This is a genomic window from Rufibacter hautae (assembly GCF_008271695.1).
Taxonomy (GTDB): domain Bacteria; phylum Bacteroidota; class Bacteroidia; order Cytophagales; family Hymenobacteraceae; genus Nibribacter; species Nibribacter hautae.
The window spans coordinates 12,077-33,757 of the sequence record NZ_VKKY01000005.1 but is presented as its reverse complement, the minus strand read 5'-3'; the positions used below and the strand labels follow the sequence as shown (position 1 = coordinate 33,757).

Below are 21,681 nucleotides of genomic sequence, written 5' to 3'. Positions count from 1 at the left end.
TTTTAAACCCAGCCGCTGGCATCTTTATAGCCATCTGTTACTGCCCGGGGTACGTATAGCCTAGGGGATGTTCTACTCACTGGACTCTACCCCATAGGAACGCACGGCGCTCCCGTGGACGCCCACCTTTCAACCCCACCGTTGCGAGCGGCGACTTCAAAAGCATTGGCAGGGTGTCATTGTAGTGACTTAATGCTGATGGTGATGGAACCGACCAAGAAAGTGCTGCTCGTGGATGATGATGGAGTTTACCTCTTCCTTCTGAAAAGACTTTTGAAGAAACACAGCTCCGTGGGCGAGGTCGTCTCCGCCGGGGACGGAGCGGAGGCGTTGTCGATGCTGAGTGTGGACGCTGACCTAGGGACGCTTCCCCAGGTAATCATTTCGGATATCGAGATGCCCGGCATGGACGGGATAACCTTTGCCAAGGAACTGGCTAGGCTCGGGCTGGTGGACTACTGCCACACCCAGGTTATCCTGAACAGCGGGAAAGTCAGCTACGAGAAACTGGACTGGTCCGTTGAAATTCCTTCTATTGCCTATCTCCCGAAACCACTCACTAAAGCGGACTTGCTAAACATTCTAGCTTGATTGCCTATTCGTGACTTCTCGGCTGTTTCTCCGACCGTTACGGATATGCCATGTAGGGCCTGGTCGGCATATAACATCTCAATGCTATTTTGTTTTTTACATTAAGATAGTTGCCGTCAATAATTGCCGCCGAGTTAATCAAGGTCTTTGCAATTATAATCCATGCCCACCAGTTGGAAAGTTCCGTAGCATAAATCTCTGTCAGGGTAACTGTAGACAGCTTCTGCATTTCCCATAAGTCTGTATCCCAGTATTTCCCGGTAATCCAACAGGGGAGTTGACCAGGGCAGTTGCTTTCCGGCATCGGCGGAGTAGCGGTCGTAGGAAATAAAGTTTACAAGTTCACCTTTATCATTGAAATAGAGCCAGGCAGAAACGGTGATATTGTTATTGGTAAAGGATGCTTTCACTTTGTTGCCCTCCGCCTCCAACCACTTTATGCGCTGGTCTATGAGGGTAGCTGGCGCCAGGCAACACATGTCATTGAAAAACGTGACCGTCTCTGACAAACCCATTTCCGCCCCGTCCTGGTACTGCACCTTGAACAGGGAAAACAGCCTGATGTCCATGAAGGCGGTCCCATCCTTATAGCAATGGTATCCTGCAACAGGTAGATTCTTCATGACCGCTTTCATGAAAAACAACCGGGTTGGCGTTTCCATGAAATTATATTGCTCTGAGGTAAATGGCATCCATTCTGATTGCTCGTCTTTCCTGATTTTCCCGGTGAACTCTACTTTAAAATTTTTCACTTTGGGTTTACCGACACAACCTGAAAAACGAAGGTATTTTTGGACAGGCTCGGGCAAGTGTTGGATGTCGGCCTCTGTCAGATCGGAATCTTGGAAATAAGGTGCCTGTCGCAAACCTGTTTTTACTTCATCCCGGTATTTGCCATAATAATGGGATGTGGCATAGCTAACGATGATCGCGATAAGAATGATCCCATTGGCAATGGTTCCAAATCTCGTATCCTGCCAGAAGAAAAAGATCAGGGCTTGTGAGGTCACCAACCCAATGAACCCGAACAGCCTCCAATAGCTACTTGTAAAGGCAAATTGTATGGCAGCGATGGCAAAAAGGAGACATGCCAGCAGCCAAACCATCCCAAATGGTTTTGAAATGGTTTGTGTCAGTTGTTTCACCTCCACTAACGCGAACGCTTTGACAAAGCCAAGTAAGTGGAGTAGCCCGTGGATGATCACCAATATCAAAAATGCTATTCTCATACTTGCATGTATGGCTATGGTGTTTTCGGGCTTACCACGTAATCATCGGAAATAGTAAATCTTACCCCAGGAAAGCCGGAGCTGAATCAGCTAAGGTTGCCAAGCATGCTATTGAGGCTGATGCAGTGTTCCCTCTCAGGAACCGTGATGGATATTGTCTAGGGCTTTCAGACGGGTTTTGTGCCCTTTCATAGGCCAATGGAAAGTATTCCGTTTCCTTTTTCGGGAGACAGCTAAACGCAGGTTATTCAGCCGGCTCTAGGATTATCTCCTCCGTTTTTGCCTTCAAGTAAAGCTTCCGGTAAGGTTTGTCAGGCAAGGCAAGCAGGGGCAGGGAAGGGCTGGCAATCAATTGCCCGGAGATACTCCTGTGGAAGAGACTTTCAAAAAAGCTCCGCATGTGAATAGAGACAGCCAGCACTTCAGCCTGCTTGTCCTGCATAAATTGGTGCAGTCCTCCAACAATGTCCTTCCCCTGGATTTGGGCTATACTGAGATCCTTATCCGGGAAATTCTTGGCGATGTCCCGTATCACATGATTATCGCAGAAGATATTCGACTGGCTTTCGGTTTGGACGTTGATAATGGAAACCTCTGCCTGCAAAGGCTCGGCGATACGGAATAGCCGTTGAAGGGGAATGGTCTCCCCGCAGTCGAAACCGGAAGCGTAGGCAATATTCCTGATGCCGGAAAAAACAGCATCCGAAGGAATCGCCAAAACAGGGCAGGCCATCATCCTTATGAATAAAGAGGTATTGGTGCCCATCAGCTTGTCCAGGAAATTAGTGACGCCTTTGGTGCCCATCACCACCAAATCAGCGGCTTTGGCTTTCACCGTTTCGTTGAGGTTCGCCAGGAAATGCCCGTATTGGCAATCCGTTTCGATCTCCAAACCAAAGCCATGGGACAATTGCAGCCCTTTGGACAACCTGTTCAATTCTTGCGCATACCCCTCCTCCAATTGTACACAAGGCAGGAATGGGGTGCCATACTCTATTGGTGTGCTGGGCAGGTTGATGATATGCACAATCACCAATTTGGCCTTCACCTGATGGGCTAAAGCAGCGGCATAACGCACCGCATTGGTCGCATTATCAGAAAAGTCGGTGGGCGCGATTATGGTCTTCATGGCATTGGCTGATTTTGGTGGCAAAATTTCTTCACACGAATATGGCCTGAAAATGCGCCCTGACCACTGATTTGAGTCAAACTAAAGATTGACCTTTGTCACATTAACAGCTGTCTCCATTGGCCATAGAAAGGGTTGTTTAGCCTAAAAGCTACGGGTTCATTCTTAGGATGCTTTCTGGGGACAAAACTCTAATCCTGCCTTCTTCCTCTGGATCAGTCTTTCTCTTTGAAGCAAACCAACGTGTGACTAATATAAATGGCTCCTGCGAGGCTCTTTGTTATCTGGTAGTCTGAGGTCTATTGGGTACACCTATTCCATCCAAGCCGCTTTGATGGGCAAACCGCCACATAATTTGGCGGACGTTGACCTGCAAAACTACCATGGCTCTGGTCTTCTGCCTTTTGTTGGAAGTTTCAGTGCCGCTGGTGCAGAAGCTGATAAATAGTCAAGGCAATCGTAAGGGTCAATAAGACGGTGCAAATCACCTTATTGTATTTGGCTATGAAATTGGGGAGATAAATATCGAAATTGTCTTTCTTTGAAGTAGAGTATTTACCTGCTATTAGAGTAAGGGGACAAACGCCTTTGAAAACCAGCAGGGTGATAATTTCTATGAATATGAACCCATAACCTATCCACAGCCACGCATCCAGTCTGTTTACGACGGCCGCGTACAGCATATAGCAAATGATTGAACTCAAAAACAACCATACCAAGGTGTGTATGGTTTTGATGATGGTCAACTTAGCTCCGTACTGCCTACCATGATATCCCATCTCCTCTATTCAATTAAGTACCTTTCATTGTCTATCTATCAATCCAAGAGTTGCCAGTTGTCTAAATGGCCAATGGTCTGGGTCGCCATCTGCTGTAGATCCTCCAAAGTGGGTTCCTGGCGAAAGTTGGAAGGCCCAGTGACATTGGCCCACAGGATCCCATGCTGTTCTGCTGCACCCTTTTCTGAGACATGGGGGCCGAGGCTATTGGAATGCGTGGCGATATACTTAATACCGGTTTTAGCCAAAAGCTCTAAAACCGGCTCCGAAACCTCACTGGCCGAGAAGACGATGACCGCCTCCTTGCCTTGGGCATAGAAAGCGGTCTCCGTGCTCAAGGGATTGGAGATAAGGGTGATGTCGTGCTTTTTGTGGTTGGCCTGCGCCAGGATTACTTTCTCGGAAGGCCGAATGCCATAGGCTATTACTTTCATCGGTTTGCATCTAATAGATACAAACGTAGGCTTTCCTTTCCGCAAGTTTCCTGCGGCTAAGCAAGTGTAAACTTGATGGTGGTCAGTTTTTCATATTGGCCAGGCGGGCAAGGTCCAGGATCTGGATCAGGCGGCCTTTCTTCTGGATCAGCTTCTCGCTGGCGAAATCAGAGAGGATGCGGCTCACGGTCTCGGTGGCCATGCCGGTCATGGAGGCCATGTCCTCGCGGGAGACCTGCAAGCAGTCATGCACCAACAGGGGGCGCTGCTCCCGGGCCAGGCTCACCAGCACGTTGGCCATCCGCTTCCGAACGGAGTGGTAGGCCATCTGCAGCAGCTGCGTCTCCTTCTCCCGCACATTGTGGGAAAGGATCTGGATAAATTTATGGCCGATATCCGTAAAACGGGCCAGAAACGAGTCCACGGTCTCCTTGGTCAGCAGGCAGTAGGAGCTGTTCTCCATGGCCGTGGCGCTATCAGTGTAAGCCTCACCCAGCAGCATGGCCTCAATGCCCATGTAGTCGTCCTGGGTGTACATGCCGGTGATCAGCTCGCGGCCGTCATCGGCCATCCGGCTGGTCTTGAAGCGGCCGCCCAGCACCAGGTAGATGCCCTTGGCGTGGTCCTCCTCCTGGTAGATGCACTGGTCTTTCTTCGCCTGCCTCACCTTGAGGCCCGACACCGTGTCTTTGAGCTGGGCCAGCCCGTCAGCGGTGGCCGCCAGATTCCCCAGGTTCACCAAGGGCTGGCTGTAGAAGGTCTGCTGCTGCTGTTGCTTGGCCAGGCGGCTCTCTACGGCTACCAGCAGTTCCATGCCGTCGAAGGGTTTGGTCAGGTAATCGTCGGCACCCATCTCCATGCCTTTCCTGATATCGCCGCGCTCAGCCTTGGCCGTCAGGAACACGAAGGGGATGTTGGCCGTGTCAGGGTTCTTGTGCAAGAGGTACAGGACCCCGAAACCATCCAGCTCGGGCATCATGATGTCGCAGAGGATGAGGTCGGGCAGGTGGGCGAGCGCCAGCGCTACCCCGGCTTTGCCATCAGGGGCCTGCAGGACCTCGTAGCCGCTAAGTTCCAGGATCTCCGTGGAACTCTCCCGGATGTCTATATGGTCCTCGATGATCAGGATGCGCTTTTTCATGATTGTACCGGAAAGGTGAAGGTGAAGGAGGTGCCCTGGTTGAGGCCGCTCTCAAAGGCGATGGAGCCGTTCATGAGCATGACATAGCGGCGCACGATGTGCAGCCCCAGCCCGGTGCCCGGGATGGTACCCGTGTTGTGGGCCCGGAAAAAGGGCTCGAACAGCTGGGCATGGTCTTTCCGCGGAATCCCGATGCCGTAGTCCTTGATGACCACGGTGAGCACGGCCTCCCGGATCTCGGTGTTGAACTCGATGAAGGTGTTCTCCCCCGAGTACTTGATGGCGTTGGAGATAAGGTTGATGATGCAGTTCTTGAGCAAGTACTGGTCCAGCCGGAACTCGCTCTCCACGCCCGTGTGCTGGTAGATGATGTTCTGGCCCGCCTTGGAGACCAGCTGCATCTCCTCGGTGATCTCCTCGCCCAGCTGCACCACGTCGAAGAGGGTGAAGGAAGGTTCCACCTTGCCGGCGTCCAGGCGCTCGTGCAGCAAAAAGTCGTTGAGGATGTTGGTCAGGTTGGTGACCGCGCTCTTTATCTTGTTGACGTGTTTGGTGATATTGGGGTTCTCCGACAAGGCGTACCGCTCGATGAGCGAGGCCGACAGCTGCACCGAGCTGAGCGGCGTCCGGAACTCGTGTGAGGCCATGGACACGAACCTGCTCTTGAGCTGGCTCAGGCCTTTCTCCTTCTCCAGCGACGTGCTCACCGTGTCCTTGGCGTTCTGCAGTTCCCGCAGGGAGAGTTGCAGCGACTGGGTACGCTCCTTTACCTGGGCCTCCAATTCCTCGGAGTGCTGCCTTAGCTTTTCCTCCGCTTCCTTCTCCCGGCTCAGGTCATGGATAAACCCGGTATAGATGATCCGGCCCGCCAGCTGCACCTCACTCAGGGCCAGCCGAAACGGGAAAACAGTGCTGTCTTTCTTCAGCCCCTGCACCTCGCGCCCGATGCCGATCATGTGCGGCACCCGCGTTTGCTGGTAGCGTGCCAGGTACTGGTCATGCTGGTCCCTGTCGGGTGGGGGCATCAGAATACAGATATTCCTCCCGATCACCTCCTCGGGGGAATACCCGAACAAATCGCCGGCCGCCGGGTTGATGCTCTCGATGATGCCGCGCTCGTCAATGGTGATGATACCGTCAATCGCGTTCTGGATGATGGCTTCTACTAATGCGGTATTGTCTGAGAGAGTGGTGGCCATAGCACCCTAATAACACGAAAGCGATTGACAACGTGCCATTTATTATTCCATGGCTGCTCCAATGAGGCCTCGCAAAGCTTGGCAAGCGTCAAGTTATCAGGTAATTGGCCACAAACAGGATCAAGGGCATGCTCCAAATCTAAGAAGGTCGCCGGCCTGAAAAACCAAGCTGCATTGGTTCCCAGGGGATCCAACCATAGGTTGCCCCTGCATTTACCCCCCTGATGTCCTCCGCCTCTGCCCTTGAACGGGGAGCAATCAAAAATGACGGGTATCAAATTTCCCGTTGACGAATATCAGGGGGTATCCCCATATTTTGTCGGTCCTTGCAGGGCTAGGGGGCAACTTTCACCTGGTTCTTAAGCTGCCATGGAAAGACTATCACTTGCCCTCCCGCTCTCCTTATGGGCCGGAATCCTTCCAACGCAAGCCCAGCATACCTTCAACCGTGAAAGGTCATTCTTATAAACCGGGGCATTCTGCTCCGGTACTTAATAAACGCAGGGTATAGCCTGCAATTTTCTACTATTTAAAAGAAAGCGATGAAAGAGATAGAAGAACAGGAAGCTTCCCTTAAAAAGCAAAAGAAGAAAGCAAAGGAAAAGGAGAAAAAGCAGGAAAAAGAAAAAGGGAAAAAAGAGGAAATGGTTGCCAAGGAACGCATTAGCGGGCTCACCAACATGTACCGCACCGCCGCTAGAAACCATGTATCTTTTATTGCCATTGGGGACCGGCGCGCCAATATCCTGATTGGTATCTGCACCTTGGCCATCTCTGTGATGTTCACGGTTTTTCTGCGCCGGTTTGAGGACATCAACAGTTATATCATACCGGGCTTTCTCTTGATTTTGACCTGTACCGGCACCATGGTGTTGGCTATTTTCTCTACCCGGCCAGACCGTACGCGCGGGTATTATACCTTAGACGAGGTAGCCGACAAGGAGGTGAACCTGCTGCATTTTGAGAACTTCCACAGGATGTCCATCAAGGAGTATGAGCTAGCCATGGATAAGCTTTTGGAGAACGGCACCCGCTCCCGCCATGCCCTGATGCGCGATCTGCATGGCCTGGGTGTCTCTGTGGCCCGCAAGTACCATTACCTGCGCTTGAGTTATAATGTGCTGATGGTGGGCTTCGTGTTAACCGTTATAGCTTTTTTCGCAGTCATCCTATGGCATGCTTAGCAAGTGGAATAAGGCAGAGGGCCCTTCTTTTGGGTTGGCTGGTTTCCTGCAACACAAACACATGAAGCATTTTTAATCACTGGTAGGGTGGCAGTGAAGTATACCATAATAGGGAGAATAGTGCAACGAAGTGGTTTGGATGAGTTGGCGGGCAGGTTCCCGCTTTCTTTGATCTCCTGGGATACCTTGGCGGCCTTTTCCTCTGCACGGAACCATTGCTGCTGACGCGCACTAGCCTTTAAAGGCGGGTACCCTTCAGGTGCCGGGCGAACATCATGGTGATGGCCCGGTAGGACCCGTTCCCCACCTCAATGACGGAGTGGCTGGAGTCCAGCCGCAGGTTCTTGAGGTCGTAGGTCTGGGTATGGTCCACGATGAGGTCTAGGCAATGCTTTACCTCCGGGAGGCTGAACTGCCCTACGGCCGGCCTGCTGGTGTGGGGGGTGTCCCGGTGGGGTTGTCGTCAAAGGTGATGATCCCGTCAATGTTGTTCTGGATGATGACCTGGACTAAGGCGGTATTGTCAGAGAGTGGTGACCATAGACCCTAAGGACACGAAAGCATTTGGCAACGTGCCCTTTATTATTCCGGGGCTAGCCGGTTTGCAGCTTCGCAAAGCTTGACGAGCATCAAGTTATCGGCTAACAGGCGTCAGGTGCCGCGTTCTACCGTCCCCCTACCTTTGTTTCAAATAAAACCAATCGGTTATGAAAACAAAGAACACTCTCACCCGCAACTTCCTTTTCACGGCACTGACCATCGCCCTGGCGCTTTTTGTATTTCCGCTGCAGACCCAGGCCCAGGCTACGTACAGCTTGATGCCCAAAGCCAAGGTTTTCCTGAAGGTGATGGGCAACTCCAATGTGCATGACTGGGAGATGGTTTCCTCTACCATGCAAAGCAAAGGCGATTTCAAGTTTGACGCGAAACACGTCCTCACCTCCATCAACGCCTTCCAGCTGACGGTGGACTCCAAGACCCTTAAAAGTAAGCACTCTTCCCTGGACAACCGGGCCTACAAGGTCATGAAAGCCACGCAGCACCCCAGGATTGTCTACAACCTGCGCGCCACGGACATCACCACGCTCTCCAAAGACAACTACCTGGTGAAAGCCCTGGGTGACCTTACCATTGCCGGCTCCCGCCAGATCATCTCCATGGATGTGAACGTGGTGGTGAACCCAGACAACAGCATCACCTGCACTGGCACTGAGAAAATCAAACTCTCCGATTACAGCATCGCGGCGCCCAGCTACATGGCCGGCACCATGAAAGTAGGCAATGACCTCACCATCGGGTTTGCGCAGACATACCAGAAATAATCTTTCTCAACATCATCGTTTCAATCCCCAGTCCTATGAAAACAATCTTTACCACCGCCATCGTTTCCCTTCTCACGGCCGGCAGCTTTCTTGCCTCCTCCAACGCCCAGGCCCAGGTATTCGGCCCGGTGTCCAACCTGCGGCCCTATGACAAAACCGGCATCAACGTGTTCGAGGACCCCAAAACCGACACGGTGGCATTTGACGGAATCCGCCTGAAACTGGGGGCTGGTTTTACGCAGTCGTTTCAGGGGCTCCGGCACCGCAACTCATCCGGCGGGCTGCAGAAAATAACGCCCGGCTTCAATACCGCCAACGCCAACCTGTTCTTGGACGTGCAGCTGGCCGAGGGCATCCGCCTGAACCTGACCAGTTACCTTTCCAGCCGGCATCACAACGAAACCTGGGTAAAGGGTGGCTATATCCAGTTTGACAAACTCCCCTTTAAAGGCCAGTTCTGGGCAGATTTGATGGAAGTCACCACCATCAAGATAGGCCATATGGAAATAAACTACGGGGACCAGCATTTCCGGCGCTCAGACGGGGGCCATACGTTTTACAACCCGTTTGCCGAAAACTACATCCTGGACGCTTTCGCCACGGAGATCGGCGGCGAGGTGCTGGTGCGCAGAAACGGCCTGTTTGGGTTAGTGGGCGTGTCTAACGGCATGATCAAGGGCAACATTGATGAACTGGTGCCCACGGCCGCCGACGGCAACATCCGCAAATCGCCGGCTTTCTACATCAAAGGCGGGGTAGACAAACAACTGATGCCTGAGGTGCGCGTGCGTTTGGCTGCCTCTTACTATACCAACAACAGCTCCGGCGGACAGACCTTGTACGGCGGCGACCGCACCGGCTCCAACTACTTCATGGCGATGGAAAAAGAAGGGGGCACTTATTCAGTCAATGCTTTCTCGGGCCGTTTGAACCCCGGTTTCAGCAAGAAAGTAGACGCCCTGCAGGTAAACGGCTTTGTGAAAGCAAGCCAACTGGAAGTGTTCGCCACCTATGAGACCGCCGAGGGCCGCTCTAAAAACGAAACCCGGGAACGGAACGTGCACCAGTACGCCGTAGACGTGGTCTACCGGATAGGGGTTCAGGAGAACTTCTTTGTGGGAGCCCGCTACAACAAGGTGACCGCCCAACTGCCCAACGTGGCCGAAACCGCCACCACTGCCCCAATTGTGTTTGGGAATGATATCAAGATTGACCGCATGGCGGTTGGCGCCGGCTGGTTCCTGACCCGCAACATCCTGCTCAAAGGCGAGTACGTGCGTCAGGAATACGAGAACTTCCCCGCCGCCGAATACCGCAGCGGAGGCTCTTTCAACGGCTATGTGATCCAGGCCGCCGTTGGTTTCTAAAAGCTGGCATTATCCAGAAAAGGCCAATCCGGGGTTCCTTTCGGCCCGGCCTTTTTACCTTTAAAACGTTGCAAGATGCGTGTATCCTCCCTTTTTCTGCGTGGCTTGCTTCTGCTGCATCTGCTGGCCCTCCTGGCCTGGGTGCCGTCCGGCAAACCCAAACGCCCTACCCAATGGGCGGTGAGCGGGAGCAGCAGCCTGCAGGTGAACGGCAGCACTAACCTCAGCAAGTTCGCCTGCGGGATCAGCTCCTATGACCGGCTGGACACGCTGGGCCTGACCCGGAATGGCAGCGCCATGGCCCTTACCGGCAGTCTGCAATTGAACCTGCAGCACTTCGATTGCCACAACCCCGTCATGACCCGTGACCTGCGCAAGACCCTCAAAGCCGGGCAGTACCCGATGCTCTGCATCACCTTTCTCTCACTGAACAAACTGCCTACCCTGAGCCAGAAGCCCGCCCACATCACCGGGCTGGTGGACATCGACCTGGCTGGCACCCGAAAACGGGTGGAGGTGAGGTACCAGATCTGGGTAGACGCCCAGAACGAGATCCATCTGGTAGGCCTGCGGGAAGTCACCTTCTCTGATTTCAACCTAACCCCGCCTAGCAAGTTCAAAGGCATGGTGCAGACCCACCAGAAACTTATGATCTCTTTTCGCCTCCAGCTGAAGGAAGTAGTGTAAGTCTGTTTGTTTCAGGTCTCTTTCCCAAAGAAAAGCCCTGAAAGCGGCTTTATTGAACCGTTTGATTGGTAAAGGCTAAGGTTTTCCTTTCTTGACGAGGATCATTTTCCCGGCTAACCGTCGTCAAGTAAAGCCTTAAGTGGATGGCGTATATTTATCTACCATTAAGCCCAAACTTATGAAAGCGCCCTATCTCTTCAACCGTCTTGCCACCGCCCTTTTCCTTTGTTCCTTTGTGGCGGCTTGGTCCTTTCCCTTGGGTCTGGTTGCCCAATCTTTGTACGGCACCCCCACCAAGGGCGGGGGAACCGTGAAAGTGACCGGTACCTCTGATTTGCAGGAGTGGAGCTTGACCTCCGCCGCACCGGAAAGCCAAGGTTTGTTTGGCTTCAACGGTGAAAACCAATTACTCTCTGTTTCCTCATTTAGATTCTCTCTAAAGGCAGAAAGCTTGAAAAGCGGCCTGAGGGCCATGGATAGAAAGGCGTACCAAACCCTCAGGTCCGAAAAATTCCCTGACATCCTCTTTGTACTGGACAGCGTCGTGGTAGTGCCTCAGCAAACCGATCAATACCTCATTCACGCCACAGGGGGCCTTACCATCAAAGGCGTTACCCAAACCATCTCCCTTGATCTGGTGGCGAAGGTGCTTTCGGACGGAAGTATCGCCGTAAGGGGTACCAAGGAACTTAGGTTCTCTGATTTCTATATGTTACTGCCCAGCTTTATCGGGGGAGCGATACAGGCAGGGAATGACCTAAAGGTTGCCATAGCCCTTACCTATAACCCTCAGGTTTCGGCCCGCAGGCAATAAGCAGTTCCTGCCTTTCGTCGTTCTTTTTTTCAATTCAAGAGGCACCAACACGGCTACCCGGTAAAAGAGCAGTTGGTTTGTTCCTTTTTTGGATGAAAACAAGGATAGGCGGCAGGTTCTGCCTGATGTGAGGGTTTAGACCAATCTTTTAAGAAACCATGGCGTATCTACGCTTGAGACTTCCGCCAGTTAATCACCTCCCCAAGCCTGGGGAAAGGCGGACCGGTTATTGCAGTTCACCTCTCCAGTGAACGGGCAGCAACGCCTTGCCTACGGAAGGCACTACCCAATAACGGCAACTTACCATCTTACGGCAATCAAATCCAAGGACCCATGAATACCGACACCTTCTCCTCTTTAAAGGAAATCCTGGACAACCTTGAGTGTGATGCCCAAGGCAACCCCGATGCCGTCCATGAAATAAGGAACCAGTGCGAGAAAGTTTTGTACTTCATCCAACACTTACAATTCTCTGACAACTCGGCCCACGTGCAACTGGCCACCAAGCAGGCTCTGCAGTATATCCACCGTGCCCTAGAGGAGGCGGAGGCTTACATGGCAAGAGGTATCCCTGCCGTCAACGGAAAAGGAAATTTAATGGATATCTGTGGACCTGCCCACGCCAGCCTGGAGATAATCCTGAACCTGGATTATTGATTTGGGAAACAGACGGTAAATTTCCTCTTCAACGTTACTTCAATGGGCGTAGCAGTAGTTTGCCTGGCCAATTCTCGCTAGATAGTGGCCTACCTGCGCTGGTGCCCCATGCTTTCCAGAAACGAATGGAGGCCGGCTCGGGCAGCCTCCAAGGCTTCCCTGCCTTCATGCTTTTGGCGAGTATCGTTGCCTCCAGGAGGGCTATCTGTGCTGTGATGAGCGTAGGATTGTCCCTCATCCTTTCCTCTTCTAGAAGGCTCAGAACCTCCTGCGCCTCCCCGGTCAGCCCCACTATCCGGGTGCAGGGTTCTCCCTGGATGCTGCGTAGCCCCGCTTTGGGCGCCAGCAATGCCAACTTGCGGTTTATCTCTCCTAAATATCCCAGGGGTATGTCTGTGGGGTTCTTCTGCCCTATGTCCTCTCGTACGGTACAATGATGAAATCGGTACCTCGGGCAAAAGCCACGGCGGCCTCAAGCTAAATCCATTCCTTTTAAGGCGATGCCGCCGGGTTTAAGCGGCCCCGTGATTCTCGTTTTGGTACTGCACGTTCATCCGGGCGATGAACTCCTCTGGCCTGATGTCCAGGGCAGCGCTTACCTTGAAGAGGGTGGCGATGGTGGGTACCCTGAGGCCCCGCTCCAGTAGGGAGATGTAGGTGCGGTCCAGCCCGGAACGGAAGGCCAGTTCCTCCTGGCTCAACCCCTTCCCCTTCCTGAGCTCCTGCATGACCGCGCCGAACGTCCTCTCCTCCATTTGTGACTATAGTATGCACAAAGGAGCCGAAATAAAGGGCGCTACTCCACGGACTATAGTCTGCATTTTGTATCTTTGGCGAGCTGCTTCCTGAGACATGGTGCTCCCAGTACGGCGGCGAGAACCCTTTCACCAAACCATAACGACATGCTGATCTACCTTCAGGATTTAGACACAGAAGAGGAGCTGGCGGTGGACCTCACCGTGGAGTCCACCGTTCCCTGCCAGGACCTGTTCGTCCTTTTCTCCACCCGCCACCAGGCGAGCAGGCTGGTGCCCACCCCCCACCAGGAGTACCAATGGCAGAAGGTGAGCCACCTAACGGTCGGCAGCCTCTCCCACGGGGGACAGCGGTATACCCTCACCCTGGGCTTCTACCTCCGTGACGGCCGGCTCGTCCCTTTGGTGTTGGACCAGGCCTGCGCCGACCAGGGCCGCTACGGGAACCGGTTCGGTACGGCCCAGGAATACTATGACCACAGCCACGGCGGGCAGGTCTTGTTCCACTACCCGGAAGTCCCTTCCCTGCTCCATGCCGGGGAGAAGCCGCTGTCCTTCCCGCAGGCGGTGGCCAAAGCTCTGCAGCGCGGCGCCGGGGAGAACAAGGCGTATGCCTTAGGCCGAGACAAAGGCTTTACGGCAGAGAACCTGATAAGCGAAAAGGAATTCCAAGATCGGCAAGCTACCGTGCCGGAGGCATAGGCCAGGCGGAAAACACTCGAGCATCCCGCTCATATACCGGCTGCGGACTAGGTGCAATTGCACCCGGTCCGCAGCGCGGGACGTGGTGTGGGGTGTGGTTTCACACCCGTTAAAAGGTTATCTTCACTTTACTAGCTGATATTCAGTATTCTACATAAAAATTATTGAGAAAAAAGGGGCTCAAAGTGGTGCAGATCTGTACCACTTTCGCTTTATAGAGGCAAGATTGTCGTTCAAAACAGGTGCAATTCACGTGATTCCACCTGCAAATCGGTGCATTCTCGTACCATTTCGACCTTTCGGGAAAGGAACCCAAATACAAAGCAGAGCAGCCTACTGGAAACAAGTCCATGCTACTTCCCCAAGCGCTGCTCCGGAGCATTTGCCCTTTCCGCCTGCGCCCGGCTATGCCTCCTCACCTAGTGCGCTGTGATTTCTCCCATGGCCACCATTTTCACCGTTTCACCCGTACGCAAGGAGATGGAGCAGAGAAACGCCACCCACACATTGCTGTCATGGTTAGCGGAGGTAAACGACAAGCTGACATTGTTGGCCCCAAACACAAGGTTACCCCATTTAGAGGCAGAAACCTGCATGCAGGTAATAAAACTGGTCAGAGAGGCGCAGCATGCATTGGACCTCTTGGAAACAATGATGAGGGACCAACCTGCACTCATCGCTGCCCAGATAGCCATGCTGGAAGCCATGATATTAGGCAGGAGGCTCAAGGCTGCCGAAGCCATACAGAAAGCGCAAACCAGCCTGCATTTATTCCTGGAGAGCATGGGGCAGAGAAACAGGTAACGCATGCCCGGTACCAGCCTGGTTTCTCACCGAATATCCAGGTAAATACTTAATTATCAGGTTTAAACACGGAATATCAGGCATCCCTGAAACCTCCACTACGCCCAAGGGTATGACCTAGTAGCCTAGTTTACCGTTTTCATAACAGGTTTAAGCCCCTTATCCGCTTGCGCTCTGGGGGGAATCAGTATCGCTCATAGCCGCACATCCCCAAAAGGTGTGCGGTTTTCTTTTGCGGCCTGCCCTTGGCGGCTCCGGGCCACTAGGCGGATGGCTTACCCAAGTCAGGCAGCCGAGGGCTGGACCTGGAGTCAAAGGGCTGGCGGCACAGCCACTCCACCCGCAGCACCCCGCTATGGGTCAAGGACACGCAGTCCCGGCAGCTGGAGACATCGATGAGTTTTCCCTCTTGAAGAGACTGCAGGTGGGGAGCCAGTTCCTCCGCGCTCACGTTGAGGGTGGTCCGCACCTCGTCGGCCTGCACCGGGGAACCGTGGGGCGTCTCCAGCATCGGCACCAGGGCATAGATCACACTCAGGACAATATCCTCCACTCTTCCGCCATTAGTACTTGTACTAGGCGCTATATACGTATTTTTACCGAATGCATTTGATTTATAAGAAGTTATAACGATAATATATAATACCATCCTTCACCGGAAAACACCTGATTACCGGGTTTAAACACAGCATATCAGACACCTTTGAAACCTGGCGCAAGCCCCCGGGTATGATCTAGTAGTAGCTTACCGTTTTCATTACAGTTTTAGTTTGCCCCTTACCCGCTCGCGCTCTGAGGGGAATTAGGATCACCCTGTTCAACCGCACACCACCTTTCGGAGATGTGCGGTTCTTTTTTTATGCGCTTCTCGGAGTTTTGGCTCCGCCTTTTACCTTTGTAACACTACTTCTACGAACGTAGTAGTTCCGTTTATCCAGTAGTTAGCATCAATTTTAATATTCCTTATATAGCTTTATAAGCTAAAAATCATGAAAAACCTCTTGTTGTTATTTCTTATAATCACTGTGTTTTTTGGATGCAAAGAAGACAGGGAGGAGGAAAGGCTGATGAAAATGAAAGTTGCCCTATCCAATGACTGGCAGGTCCACTCAATCAAAGTCACTGACCCGGCAAAATTCAGAAGCACCAGTACTTTAAATGAGTGTGGTTATTATAAAAACTGGAGTTTTAAAGACACTGGATATTTCAGCTTCATAGAAGATGCAAAGTGCAACCCTTATAATTATTTGCATGCAGGCTCCTGGAAGATCGAGGGTGGTAAATATCTTAAAGTAGATTGGAAGGAAGTCACCCATGACACCCCGGGAGGTGAGATGAGATTCACAATAGAAGAAGTCTCTGCCGACTCGTTGAAACTAACAGAGGAACATCTGATTTGGGATGATGAACTCAGGACCACTCACCGCGGATTAAGGAAATGGACATTTATTCGGAAGTAGGTGGCCATTGCCTTTTTTCAGCATCTTCTGCTACATGAATATATTTTATTCCAAAGAGACAAGAATACCAGTCTAGGTCTTTAATGAATAAAAAACTAACGCCCTCGTGCATGAGGCGTGCAAGGCGGTTGGCCTTAGCATGGCTTATGCACGAGGACGTTGGCAGAAAGGAAAAACAAAAGAATGGACTTCACTACTATTGAATATTTGAAGAGCGGTACTCCCAGGCAACAGGAAGCATATCATGTGCTCACCCGATATTCAATAATGGAATACCTACAACCTTATTCTCCCATATTGGCAGGGACAATTCCGATAGACATTGATATAGCAAACAGTGATTTGGACATTATCTGTTACTGGGAACATGCCGATCAATTCAAGGTTAGTCTGTTCAAATATTTCTCTGGTTATAAAGGCTTTCAGTTAATTGACAAAATGGTTCAGGATCAACGTACCGTAATCGCTAATTTTATGGTTGAAAGCTTTGAGATCGAGATATTCGGCCAGAATAAACCTTCGCAAGAGCAGTATGCCTACAGACACATGGCAGTAGAGTACCATCTCCTGCTTTCCAAGGGAAACCAGTTCAGGCAAACCATCAGGGAACTCAAGGGTCAGGGACTCAAAACGGAACCGGCCTTTGCCCATGCTTTAGGATTGAAGGGAGACCCGTATCTGGAGCTTCTGAAATACGAGGAAAAATGAAAGCCCTATCTGCCAGCAGAAGCCAGAAAGCATTAGGACGCTTTCTGGCAGAGACGTTAGGCACCAGACCAACGGAAGTATTTTACACTGAATCTTTATAGAGCGTCCAGAAAATCCAGGTAGAGCGGAACACTTCTTTCAATCCATTCGCTCGAAGCATTCACCCCGATCCCGTAGTACGCAAAAGGTGGACGGTAGTCCGCTCTTACGTATTCGAAGGAAAGCTCAAAAGGCCTGGTTAGCTCTTCCAGGGTGTATTTGTATTTTTCGGATGGACGGTATTCGTTTTCATCAGCCCCCAGTGAAATGGCCAGGGCGATTTTCTTCCCCGAAGCCCTGTAACCGCTTTCACTGCCAAAGGCCCACCCGTAGGTCAATACCTCATCCAACCATTTTTTAAGAAGCGGAGGGCAGTTGAACCAGTAGAAGGGAAACTGGAATACGATCTTGTTATATTGTTCAACCAGTTTCTGTTCCGCCGGCACATCGAGTTTTCCGTCAGCATACACCCCGTATAACTGATGGACGACATACTTATCGGGGAATTTACCCAGTTCCTCGACCCACCTCTTGTTGATGAGCGAATTGTCCATGTCGGGATGGACTACAATCACCAATGTTTTCATTTCATCAAAGCCTCTAAAGCACTGATGCAAAGTAAGGGGCTTGTGTCAGGCGTTGTATATTACCAGCCGATTGTGGGGTACTATAAAAAATGTAAGTAATGTCAAAAATCAAGGAGACGTCTACCAACTTTGCCAACAAGCAGGCTTTAGCCGAGGAATGTCCGGAGGCCTATGCTGCCCATATTATCGGCGGGCAATGGGCCTTGGTCATATGTTCCTGCCTGATAAACGGAAAACTAAGGTTTGGGGAGTTGAAAAGGCTTCTGCCCAACATAACCGAAAGGATGCTTGCGTTGCACCTGCGGAAACTGGAAACAAACAAGATCGTGCGGCGGACGGTCTACGCAGAGGTTCCGCCCCGGGTGGAGTACGAACTAACCCCAATCGGTTACGAACTGAGTCCGATCATCAAGCAACTTGAGAGATGGGGTGAAAATCACAAGAAACTAAAGTAGAAGAAGCCCGTTGCCTAACGCTTTGCATAAAATTTATGCCTCGGCCGATGGCCTTGCGCATTTTCCAAACTAAGCGATATCCCCGATGCGAATCAAGACCCTACGTCACAGGTTAGACTTGAGGGACACACATAGACGGACCAGCCACCCTGCTCAAACCCCGATAAACTGCTTAAACACTTATAAGCTTTTGCTGGAACTGAAGCGAAAGTACGCGGCAGAACCTCGTCAGACAAGCAGCAGGCAGAATAGTTGAAGCAAGGGTTAATTTGAAGCGAAAGCAGTCTCAGCAGATGGGCTAGCCACCACTTTGATGAAAGCGTTATTCCATTTTAACATCGTTTGGCTTACCGCCTTATGGGTTCCTCCCCTGTTTTCCAGAACGTCTATAATGTGGTAGCTGATTCCCAGAATCTGGCAGCACTCGATTTGTTGAGAATACTTCGAGCTAGAAAAACCACTACTCATGTCTCATTTTTGAGACATATGTCATACATTTGCATCATGGAACTCACCGAGCAGAAGATCATCGACTCCGCCATCATCATCTTCAACGATGACCTATCGGCAAGCCTGGAGACGGTCGCGGAGAAAGCGGGCGTTACCCGCAGGACACTCCACCGCTATTTCAAGGACCGACCCGAGCTGGTGGAGGCCTGCAAAGGTGAGATGCTCACGAGCTGCAAGGCTGCGATGGCTGCGGCCTACGCGAGCAGCGGTGACCCCTTGGAGCAGTTGGAGGCGATGCTCTACGCGGGAATAGACTGCGGCTACAAGTACGCCTTCCTGAAGAAACTCTACCAGCGCCCGGAGTACGGGCAGATTTACGAAAGCAAAGAGGGGTTAGGGTACGATGACATCAAGGCCAAGTGGCGTGCCCTGGTGGACCTGCTCCAAGGCCAGGGGGTAATCAGCAAGGAGCTTACCATCGCCTGGGTTTTCGTCCTCTTCGACGGGATGATCAACATCACCATCGATGCCCTGCGCTCGGGGGACGTGGCCAGGAACGACATCAAGCGATTCGCCTGGTACTCCTTCAGCAGGAGCATAGGCATCACCTCCCATCCTGTAGACAATTGAAACCCTTATACCTGTGCCTTTCCCTGGCTCTTAGCCTCCTCTCCTGCAAGGGGAACCAACCCATGTCCATAACGAAAACCGATATCCCAATGGAAACAACCAAGAACAGCCTCCCGGATAACTCCGCCTTCAAGGACGGGGAACTCATCAAGCTATTGCCCGGCTTCTCCAACGGCTACGCCGAGGTGAACGGCGTGACCCTCCATTACGTGGAGGGGGGCCAGGGCGAGCCCCTGGTCCTGCTCCCCGGCTGGCCGCAGACTTGGTGGTCTTACCATAAAGTGATGCCTTTGCTGGCCTCCAGGTACCGGGTGATCGTGGTGGACATCCGGGGCATGGGAAGCTCAGGCAAGCCGGCGGACGGCTACGGGAAGAAAGGGATGGCGAAGGATATCTTTGAGCTGGTGCAGCACCTGGGCTTTGGGGAAGTAAACATCGCCGGGCACGATATCGGGGCCCACGTGGCGTTCAGCTTCGCCGCCAACTACCCTGAGTCGACCTCCAGGCTCATCCTCCTGGACACCCCCCATCCGGACGAGGGCATGTACCGGCTTCCCATGCTACCCATGGCGGAGCTCTCCCCCCAGAGGCAGGAAGGGCATGCCTACCCCTGGTGGGTCGCCTTCAACCAGGTGAAGGGATTGCCCGAGCAACTTTTGCAGGACCGCATGCGGCACGTGTTGGACTATGTCTTCAAACACGTGTCCGTGGATGAAGGCAGCATCAGTGAGTTTGACCGGGGGGTATACGCGGCGGCGTACGACACGCCGGAGGGGATACGGGCCGGAAACGCTTGGTACCAGGCTTTCCCCAAGGATATCCAGGACAGTAAGGCCTACGGCAAGCTTGCCATGCCGGTGCTGGGCTTGGGGGGGAGCGGCTACGAGATCCTGGCCATGTCTCTTCCCCATTCGGCCACGAACCTGAAACTAGCCAAAGTGGAGGGGAGCGGTCATTTCTTGATGGAGGAAAAGCCCCGGGAGACAGCCGGGGAAATGATTGATTTCCTACATCAATAGACAGGGAACTGCTCTTGACATTCACGACGCATTTGGAATTGAGTTCCTACCGGCATATTGGTAGGAACTCTTTCTTATTTCCCACACAGGAGAGCAGGAAGTGTAGAGGCCTACGTAGTCTAATACAACTGACCAAGACTGAGCCCAACATTAGCTGGCCCCTTGCAGATCCTGTGTAAAGCTTACCTGAGGTTCACCTAATATATCGGGTTTGAAGTAACTTCAAGAAGAATTCCCTTAGCCTATAATGCCTGTTATGCTAAATGGAATTGATTCTTTGCGGTGTACAGCTTTCTTGGAATCTCCACCATCTAGTCACCTTAACCGAGCCGATGAGCTATCGGGAGTTTAGGAAATCCTTGGATGGTCCCTGGAAACCACTAGGAAATCTTGACTGAGATTCTAGGCACACGGTCATATTTCGGCGGAAACCACCCTGGAAATTTCACTTGCCCGGCAGCGCGGGACGTGGTGTGGGGTGTAAGAAAACACCCGATAAAAACATCTTTTTAAGCTATATACCTCACCGACAGAAGATTATCTTTATCTATTTTATATTCCGGTGTTTAACGGGGTATTTTTCTGTACCCCGTTAAACTTTCCAAGCCTACATAAAGGATTGAATCGGTGAAATTCCATGGTATCGACTCTCGTAGGGGGACGTTTCCGTCCCCTCCCATCCTGGCAGGGGAGTCATCTTTTTCCTAGGTGAACCAAGCCCCAGAATGAGCGATTTCGCTGCATGTGTTTCAGGGACTGCCTGGTCCTAAGGCTCACCCCTTCCCCTCCTTGACTTGGTTAAGGTAGCGGTAGCAGGTGGCCCGGCCGATGCCCAGGATCTGGGCGATCTCCCCCACGCTCTTGCCCCCGGCATCGAACAGGATCTTGGCGGACTTGGCCTTCTCCAGGGCTTCCTTGGAGAGGCCCGCGGGCCGCCCCCCGACCCTGCCCCTAGCCTTGGCCGCAGCCAGCCCAGCCCTCGTGCGTTGCCGGATAAGCTCCCGCTCGAACTCGGCTAGGCCGGCGATGAAATGGAACACAAGCCGGCCGTTGGGCGTGGAGGTGTCAATGCCGTCCTGCAGACTCACGAAGTCCACCCCCCTCTTCTTGAACTCCTCTATCAGGTTGACTAGGTCGATGAGCGAGCGGCCCAGGCGGTCCAGCTTCCAGACCACCACCGTGTCCCCGGGCCGGAGCTGCTCTAGCATCTTCGTCAGCTCCGGCCGGTCTGTGTTCCTGCCCGATATCTTCTCCTTGAATATCTGCCCACACCCGTACCGGGTGAGGTCGTCGGTCTGCAGCTCCAGCCGCTGGTCCTGGGTGGAGACCCTCGCGTATCCTATTTTCATAAACTTGTCTCGTTAACTCGTCCCAAAAATAGAGAATTTATTTGATTCGTGAGACGGCAATTCGGGACAGAATGGAAACAACTGAGACAGGTTAAGTCTAGTACCCAGCTTATCCCATTAAACGGGCGTTTATCGAGACAGTCAATTTCAGACCTCAGAACCATGGAAGATCCCAAATAGGGAATGACTG

26 protein-coding genes are annotated in these 21,681 nt (G+C 52.3%); 15 read left to right on the top strand and 11 right to left on the bottom strand.

The window, feature by feature from the left end:
- Positions 1-204 precede the first annotated feature (204 nt).
- On the top strand, positions 205-591 hold the full coding sequence (locus FOA19_RS23165; protein WP_190300532.1) for a response regulator: 387 nt from the start codon (positions 205-207) through the stop codon (positions 589-591).
- A 134-nt stretch (positions 592-725) separates the two neighbouring features.
- Here the strand turns inward: FOA19_RS23165 and FOA19_RS23160 are convergent, their stop codons facing one another.
- The 5 genes from FOA19_RS23160 to FOA19_RS23135 form a co-directional block, all read right to left on the bottom strand.
- Positions 726-1,820 (bottom strand): DUF6544 family protein, encoded by a 1,095-nt coding sequence (locus FOA19_RS23160; protein ID WP_149093260.1) that lies wholly within the window; start codon positions 1,818-1,820, stop codon positions 726-728.
- Between the two features lie 244 nt (positions 1,821-2,064).
- Positions 2,065-2,949, bottom strand: coding sequence for a universal stress protein (locus FOA19_RS23155; protein WP_149093259.1), 885 nt, complete (start codon positions 2,947-2,949; stop codon positions 2,065-2,067).
- 817 nt (positions 2,950-3,766) lie between these two features.
- Positions 3,767-4,162, bottom strand: a complete 396-nt coding sequence (locus FOA19_RS23145; protein WP_149093257.1) for a Rossmann-fold NAD(P)-binding domain-containing protein — start codon at positions 4,160-4,162, stop codon at positions 3,767-3,769.
- An 82-nt stretch (positions 4,163-4,244) separates the two neighbouring features.
- The gene (locus FOA19_RS23140; protein ID WP_149093256.1) at positions 4,245-5,303 is read right to left on the bottom strand and encodes a response regulator; all 1,059 of its coding nucleotides are present in this window, start codon (positions 5,301-5,303) and stop codon (positions 4,245-4,247) included.
- Positions 5,300-6,502: a PAS domain-containing sensor histidine kinase gene (locus FOA19_RS23135; protein ID WP_149093255.1), complete on the bottom strand. Its 1,203-nt coding sequence runs from the start codon at positions 6,500-6,502 to the stop codon at positions 5,300-5,302. Before FOA19_RS23135 ends, FOA19_RS23140 begins: the two co-directional genes overlap by 4 nt.
- Positions 6,503-7,044: 542 nt before the next feature.
- Here FOA19_RS23135 and FOA19_RS23125 point away from each other — a divergent pair.
- Positions 7,045-7,686, top strand: coding sequence for a Pycsar system effector family protein (locus tag FOA19_RS23125; protein WP_190300531.1), 642 nt, complete (start codon positions 7,045-7,047; stop codon positions 7,684-7,686).
- Positions 7,687-7,924: 238 nt separating this feature from the next.
- Here the strand turns inward: FOA19_RS23125 and FOA19_RS23700 are convergent, their stop codons facing one another.
- On the bottom strand, positions 7,925-8,059 hold the full coding sequence (locus FOA19_RS23700; protein ID WP_262713909.1) for a hypothetical protein: 135 nt from the start codon (positions 8,057-8,059) through the stop codon (positions 7,925-7,927).
- A gap of 334 nt (positions 8,060-8,393) precedes the next feature.
- Between FOA19_RS23700 and FOA19_RS23120 the strand changes: the two genes are divergently transcribed.
- From FOA19_RS23120 to FOA19_RS23095, 6 genes are all read left to right on the top strand, one after another.
- A complete protein-coding gene (locus FOA19_RS23120; protein ID WP_149093252.1) occupies positions 8,394-9,008 on the top strand; it encodes a YceI family protein in 615 nt (204 codons plus the stop codon).
- A 35-nt stretch (positions 9,009-9,043) separates the two neighbouring features.
- Positions 9,044-10,375, top strand: a complete 1,332-nt coding sequence (locus FOA19_RS23115) for a hypothetical protein (protein ID WP_149093251.1) — start codon at positions 9,044-9,046, stop codon at positions 10,373-10,375.
- Between the two features lie 75 nt (positions 10,376-10,450).
- Positions 10,451-11,062 (top strand): YceI family protein, encoded by a 612-nt coding sequence (locus tag FOA19_RS23110; RefSeq protein ID WP_149093250.1) that lies wholly within the window; start codon positions 10,451-10,453, stop codon positions 11,060-11,062.
- Positions 11,063-11,240: 178 nt separating this feature from the next.
- Positions 11,241-11,876 carry a YceI family protein gene (locus FOA19_RS23105; protein WP_149093249.1) on the top strand — a complete coding sequence of 212 codons (636 nt, stop codon included), beginning with the start codon at positions 11,241-11,243 and terminating at the stop codon, positions 11,874-11,876.
- 333 nt (positions 11,877-12,209) lie between these two features.
- The gene (locus FOA19_RS23100; protein ID WP_149093248.1) at positions 12,210-12,533 is read left to right on the top strand and encodes a hypothetical protein; all 324 of its coding nucleotides are present in this window, start codon (positions 12,210-12,212) and stop codon (positions 12,531-12,533) included.
- A 101-nt stretch (positions 12,534-12,634) separates the two neighbouring features.
- Positions 12,635-12,970: a hypothetical protein gene (locus tag FOA19_RS23095; RefSeq protein ID WP_149093247.1), complete on the top strand. Its 336-nt coding sequence runs from the start codon at positions 12,635-12,637 to the stop codon at positions 12,968-12,970.
- Between the two features lie 75 nt (positions 12,971-13,045).
- Here FOA19_RS23095 and FOA19_RS23090 read toward each other — a convergent pair whose 3' ends face one another.
- Positions 13,046-13,288 carry a helix-turn-helix domain-containing protein gene (locus tag FOA19_RS23090; RefSeq protein WP_149093246.1) on the bottom strand — a complete coding sequence of 81 codons (243 nt, stop codon included), beginning with the start codon at positions 13,286-13,288 and terminating at the stop codon, positions 13,046-13,048.
- 147 nt (positions 13,289-13,435) lie between these two features.
- Between FOA19_RS23090 and FOA19_RS23085 the strand changes: the two genes are divergently transcribed.
- On the top strand, positions 13,436-13,990 hold the full coding sequence (locus FOA19_RS23085) for a hypothetical protein (protein ID WP_149093245.1): 555 nt from the start codon (positions 13,436-13,438) through the stop codon (positions 13,988-13,990).
- Positions 13,991-14,409: 419 nt separating this feature from the next.
- On the opposite strand, the gene FOA19_RS23490 is transcribed toward FOA19_RS23085, so the two are convergent.
- Positions 14,410-14,586, bottom strand: coding sequence for a hypothetical protein (locus FOA19_RS23490; RefSeq protein ID WP_190300529.1), 177 nt, complete (start codon positions 14,584-14,586; stop codon positions 14,410-14,412).
- Here FOA19_RS23490 and FOA19_RS23080 point away from each other — a divergent pair.
- Entirely contained in the window at positions 14,585-14,794 is a 210-nt protein-coding gene (locus tag FOA19_RS23080) for a hypothetical protein (protein ID WP_149093244.1), read from the top strand. The two genes, FOA19_RS23490 and FOA19_RS23080, sit on opposite strands and share 2 nt — an antisense overlap.
- A gap of 262 nt (positions 14,795-15,056) precedes the next feature.
- On the opposite strand, the gene FOA19_RS23075 is transcribed toward FOA19_RS23080, so the two are convergent.
- Positions 15,057-15,347, bottom strand: a complete 291-nt coding sequence (locus FOA19_RS23075) for a hypothetical protein (RefSeq protein WP_149093243.1) — start codon at positions 15,345-15,347, stop codon at positions 15,057-15,059.
- A 436-nt stretch (positions 15,348-15,783) separates the two neighbouring features.
- Between FOA19_RS23075 and FOA19_RS23070 the strand changes: the two genes are divergently transcribed.
- Both FOA19_RS23070 and FOA19_RS23065 read left to right on the top strand, forming a co-directional pair.
- Positions 15,784-16,254, top strand: coding sequence for a lipocalin family protein (locus tag FOA19_RS23070; protein ID WP_149093242.1), 471 nt, complete (start codon positions 15,784-15,786; stop codon positions 16,252-16,254).
- 183 nt (positions 16,255-16,437) lie between these two features.
- The gene (locus tag FOA19_RS23065; protein ID WP_149093241.1) at positions 16,438-16,962 is read left to right on the top strand and encodes a DUF4269 domain-containing protein; all 525 of its coding nucleotides are present in this window, start codon (positions 16,438-16,440) and stop codon (positions 16,960-16,962) included.
- A gap of 95 nt (positions 16,963-17,057) precedes the next feature.
- Here the strand turns inward: FOA19_RS23065 and FOA19_RS23060 are convergent, their stop codons facing one another.
- Entirely contained in the window at positions 17,058-17,588 is a 531-nt protein-coding gene (locus tag FOA19_RS23060) for an NAD(P)H-dependent oxidoreductase (protein ID WP_149093240.1), read from the bottom strand.
- Between the two features lie 98 nt (positions 17,589-17,686).
- Here FOA19_RS23060 and FOA19_RS23055 point away from each other — a divergent pair, with 98 nt between their 5' ends.
- From FOA19_RS23055 to FOA19_RS23045, 3 genes are all read left to right on the top strand, one after another.
- Positions 17,687-18,043 (top strand): winged helix-turn-helix transcriptional regulator, encoded by a 357-nt coding sequence (locus tag FOA19_RS23055; protein ID WP_149093239.1) that lies wholly within the window; start codon positions 17,687-17,689, stop codon positions 18,041-18,043.
- A 486-nt stretch (positions 18,044-18,529) separates the two neighbouring features.
- The gene (locus tag FOA19_RS23050) at positions 18,530-19,123 is read left to right on the top strand and encodes a TetR/AcrR family transcriptional regulator (RefSeq protein WP_223809034.1); all 594 of its coding nucleotides are present in this window, start codon (positions 18,530-18,532) and stop codon (positions 19,121-19,123) included.
- A gap of 62 nt (positions 19,124-19,185) precedes the next feature.
- A complete protein-coding gene (locus FOA19_RS23045) occupies positions 19,186-20,142 on the top strand; it encodes an alpha/beta fold hydrolase (protein ID WP_223809033.1) in 957 nt (318 codons plus the stop codon).
- 773 nt (positions 20,143-20,915) lie between these two features.
- Here the strand turns inward: FOA19_RS23045 and FOA19_RS23040 are convergent.
- The gene (locus tag FOA19_RS23040; RefSeq protein ID WP_149093238.1) at positions 20,916-21,491 is read right to left on the bottom strand and encodes a recombinase family protein; all 576 of its coding nucleotides are present in this window, start codon (positions 21,489-21,491) and stop codon (positions 20,916-20,918) included.
- Between the last annotated feature and the right edge of the window lie 190 nt (positions 21,492-21,681).

Coding starts and splice junctions, on each gene's coding strand:
- FOA19_RS23165 (WP_190300532.1), top strand. CDS start 205: ATGGAACCGACCAAGAAAGTGCTGCTCGTGGATGATGATGGAGTTTAC.
- FOA19_RS23160 (WP_149093260.1), bottom strand. CDS start 1,820: ATGAGAATAGCATTTTTGATATTGGTGATCATCCACGGGCTACTCCAC.
- FOA19_RS23155 (WP_149093259.1), bottom strand. CDS start 2,949: ATGAAGACCATAATCGCGCCCACCGACTTTTCTGATAATGCGACCAAT.
- FOA19_RS23145 (WP_149093257.1), bottom strand. CDS start 4,162: ATGAAAGTAATAGCCTATGGCATTCGGCCTTCCGAGAAAGTAATCCTG.
- FOA19_RS23140 (WP_149093256.1), bottom strand. CDS start 5,303: ATGAAAAAGCGCATCCTGATCATCGAGGACCATATAGACATCCGGGAG.
- FOA19_RS23135 (WP_149093255.1), bottom strand. CDS start 6,502: ATGGCCACCACTCTCTCAGACAATACCGCATTAGTAGAAGCCATCATC.
- FOA19_RS23125 (WP_190300531.1), top strand. CDS start 7,045: ATGAAAGAGATAGAAGAACAGGAAGCTTCCCTTAAAAAGCAAAAGAAG.
- FOA19_RS23120 (WP_149093252.1), top strand. CDS start 8,394: ATGAAAACAAAGAACACTCTCACCCGCAACTTCCTTTTCACGGCACTG.
- FOA19_RS23115 (WP_149093251.1), top strand. CDS start 9,044: ATGAAAACAATCTTTACCACCGCCATCGTTTCCCTTCTCACGGCCGGC.
- FOA19_RS23110 (WP_149093250.1), top strand. CDS start 10,451: ATGCGTGTATCCTCCCTTTTTCTGCGTGGCTTGCTTCTGCTGCATCTG.
- FOA19_RS23105 (WP_149093249.1), top strand. CDS start 11,241: ATGAAAGCGCCCTATCTCTTCAACCGTCTTGCCACCGCCCTTTTCCTT.
- FOA19_RS23100 (WP_149093248.1), top strand. CDS start 12,210: ATGAATACCGACACCTTCTCCTCTTTAAAGGAAATCCTGGACAACCTT.
- FOA19_RS23090 (WP_149093246.1), bottom strand. CDS start 13,288: ATGGAGGAGAGGACGTTCGGCGCGGTCATGCAGGAGCTCAGGAAGGGG.
- FOA19_RS23085 (WP_149093245.1), top strand. CDS start 13,436: ATGCTGATCTACCTTCAGGATTTAGACACAGAAGAGGAGCTGGCGGTG.
- FOA19_RS23080 (WP_149093244.1), top strand. CDS start 14,585: ATGCAGGTAATAAAACTGGTCAGAGAGGCGCAGCATGCATTGGACCTC.
- FOA19_RS23490 (WP_190300529.1), bottom strand. CDS start 14,586: ATGCAGGTTTCTGCCTCTAAATGGGGTAACCTTGTGTTTGGGGCCAAC.
- FOA19_RS23070 (WP_149093242.1), top strand. CDS start 15,784: ATGAAAAACCTCTTGTTGTTATTTCTTATAATCACTGTGTTTTTTGGA.
- FOA19_RS23065 (WP_149093241.1), top strand. CDS start 16,438: ATGGACTTCACTACTATTGAATATTTGAAGAGCGGTACTCCCAGGCAA.
- FOA19_RS23060 (WP_149093240.1), bottom strand. CDS start 17,588: ATGAAAACATTGGTGATTGTAGTCCATCCCGACATGGACAATTCGCTC.
- FOA19_RS23055 (WP_149093239.1), top strand. CDS start 17,687: ATGTCAAAAATCAAGGAGACGTCTACCAACTTTGCCAACAAGCAGGCT.
- FOA19_RS23050 (WP_223809034.1), top strand. CDS start 18,530: ATGTCATACATTTGCATCATGGAACTCACCGAGCAGAAGATCATCGAC.
- FOA19_RS23045 (WP_223809033.1), top strand. CDS start 19,186: ATGTCCATAACGAAAACCGATATCCCAATGGAAACAACCAAGAACAGC.
- FOA19_RS23040 (WP_149093238.1), bottom strand. CDS start 21,491: ATGAAAATAGGATACGCGAGGGTCTCCACCCAGGACCAGCGGCTGGAG.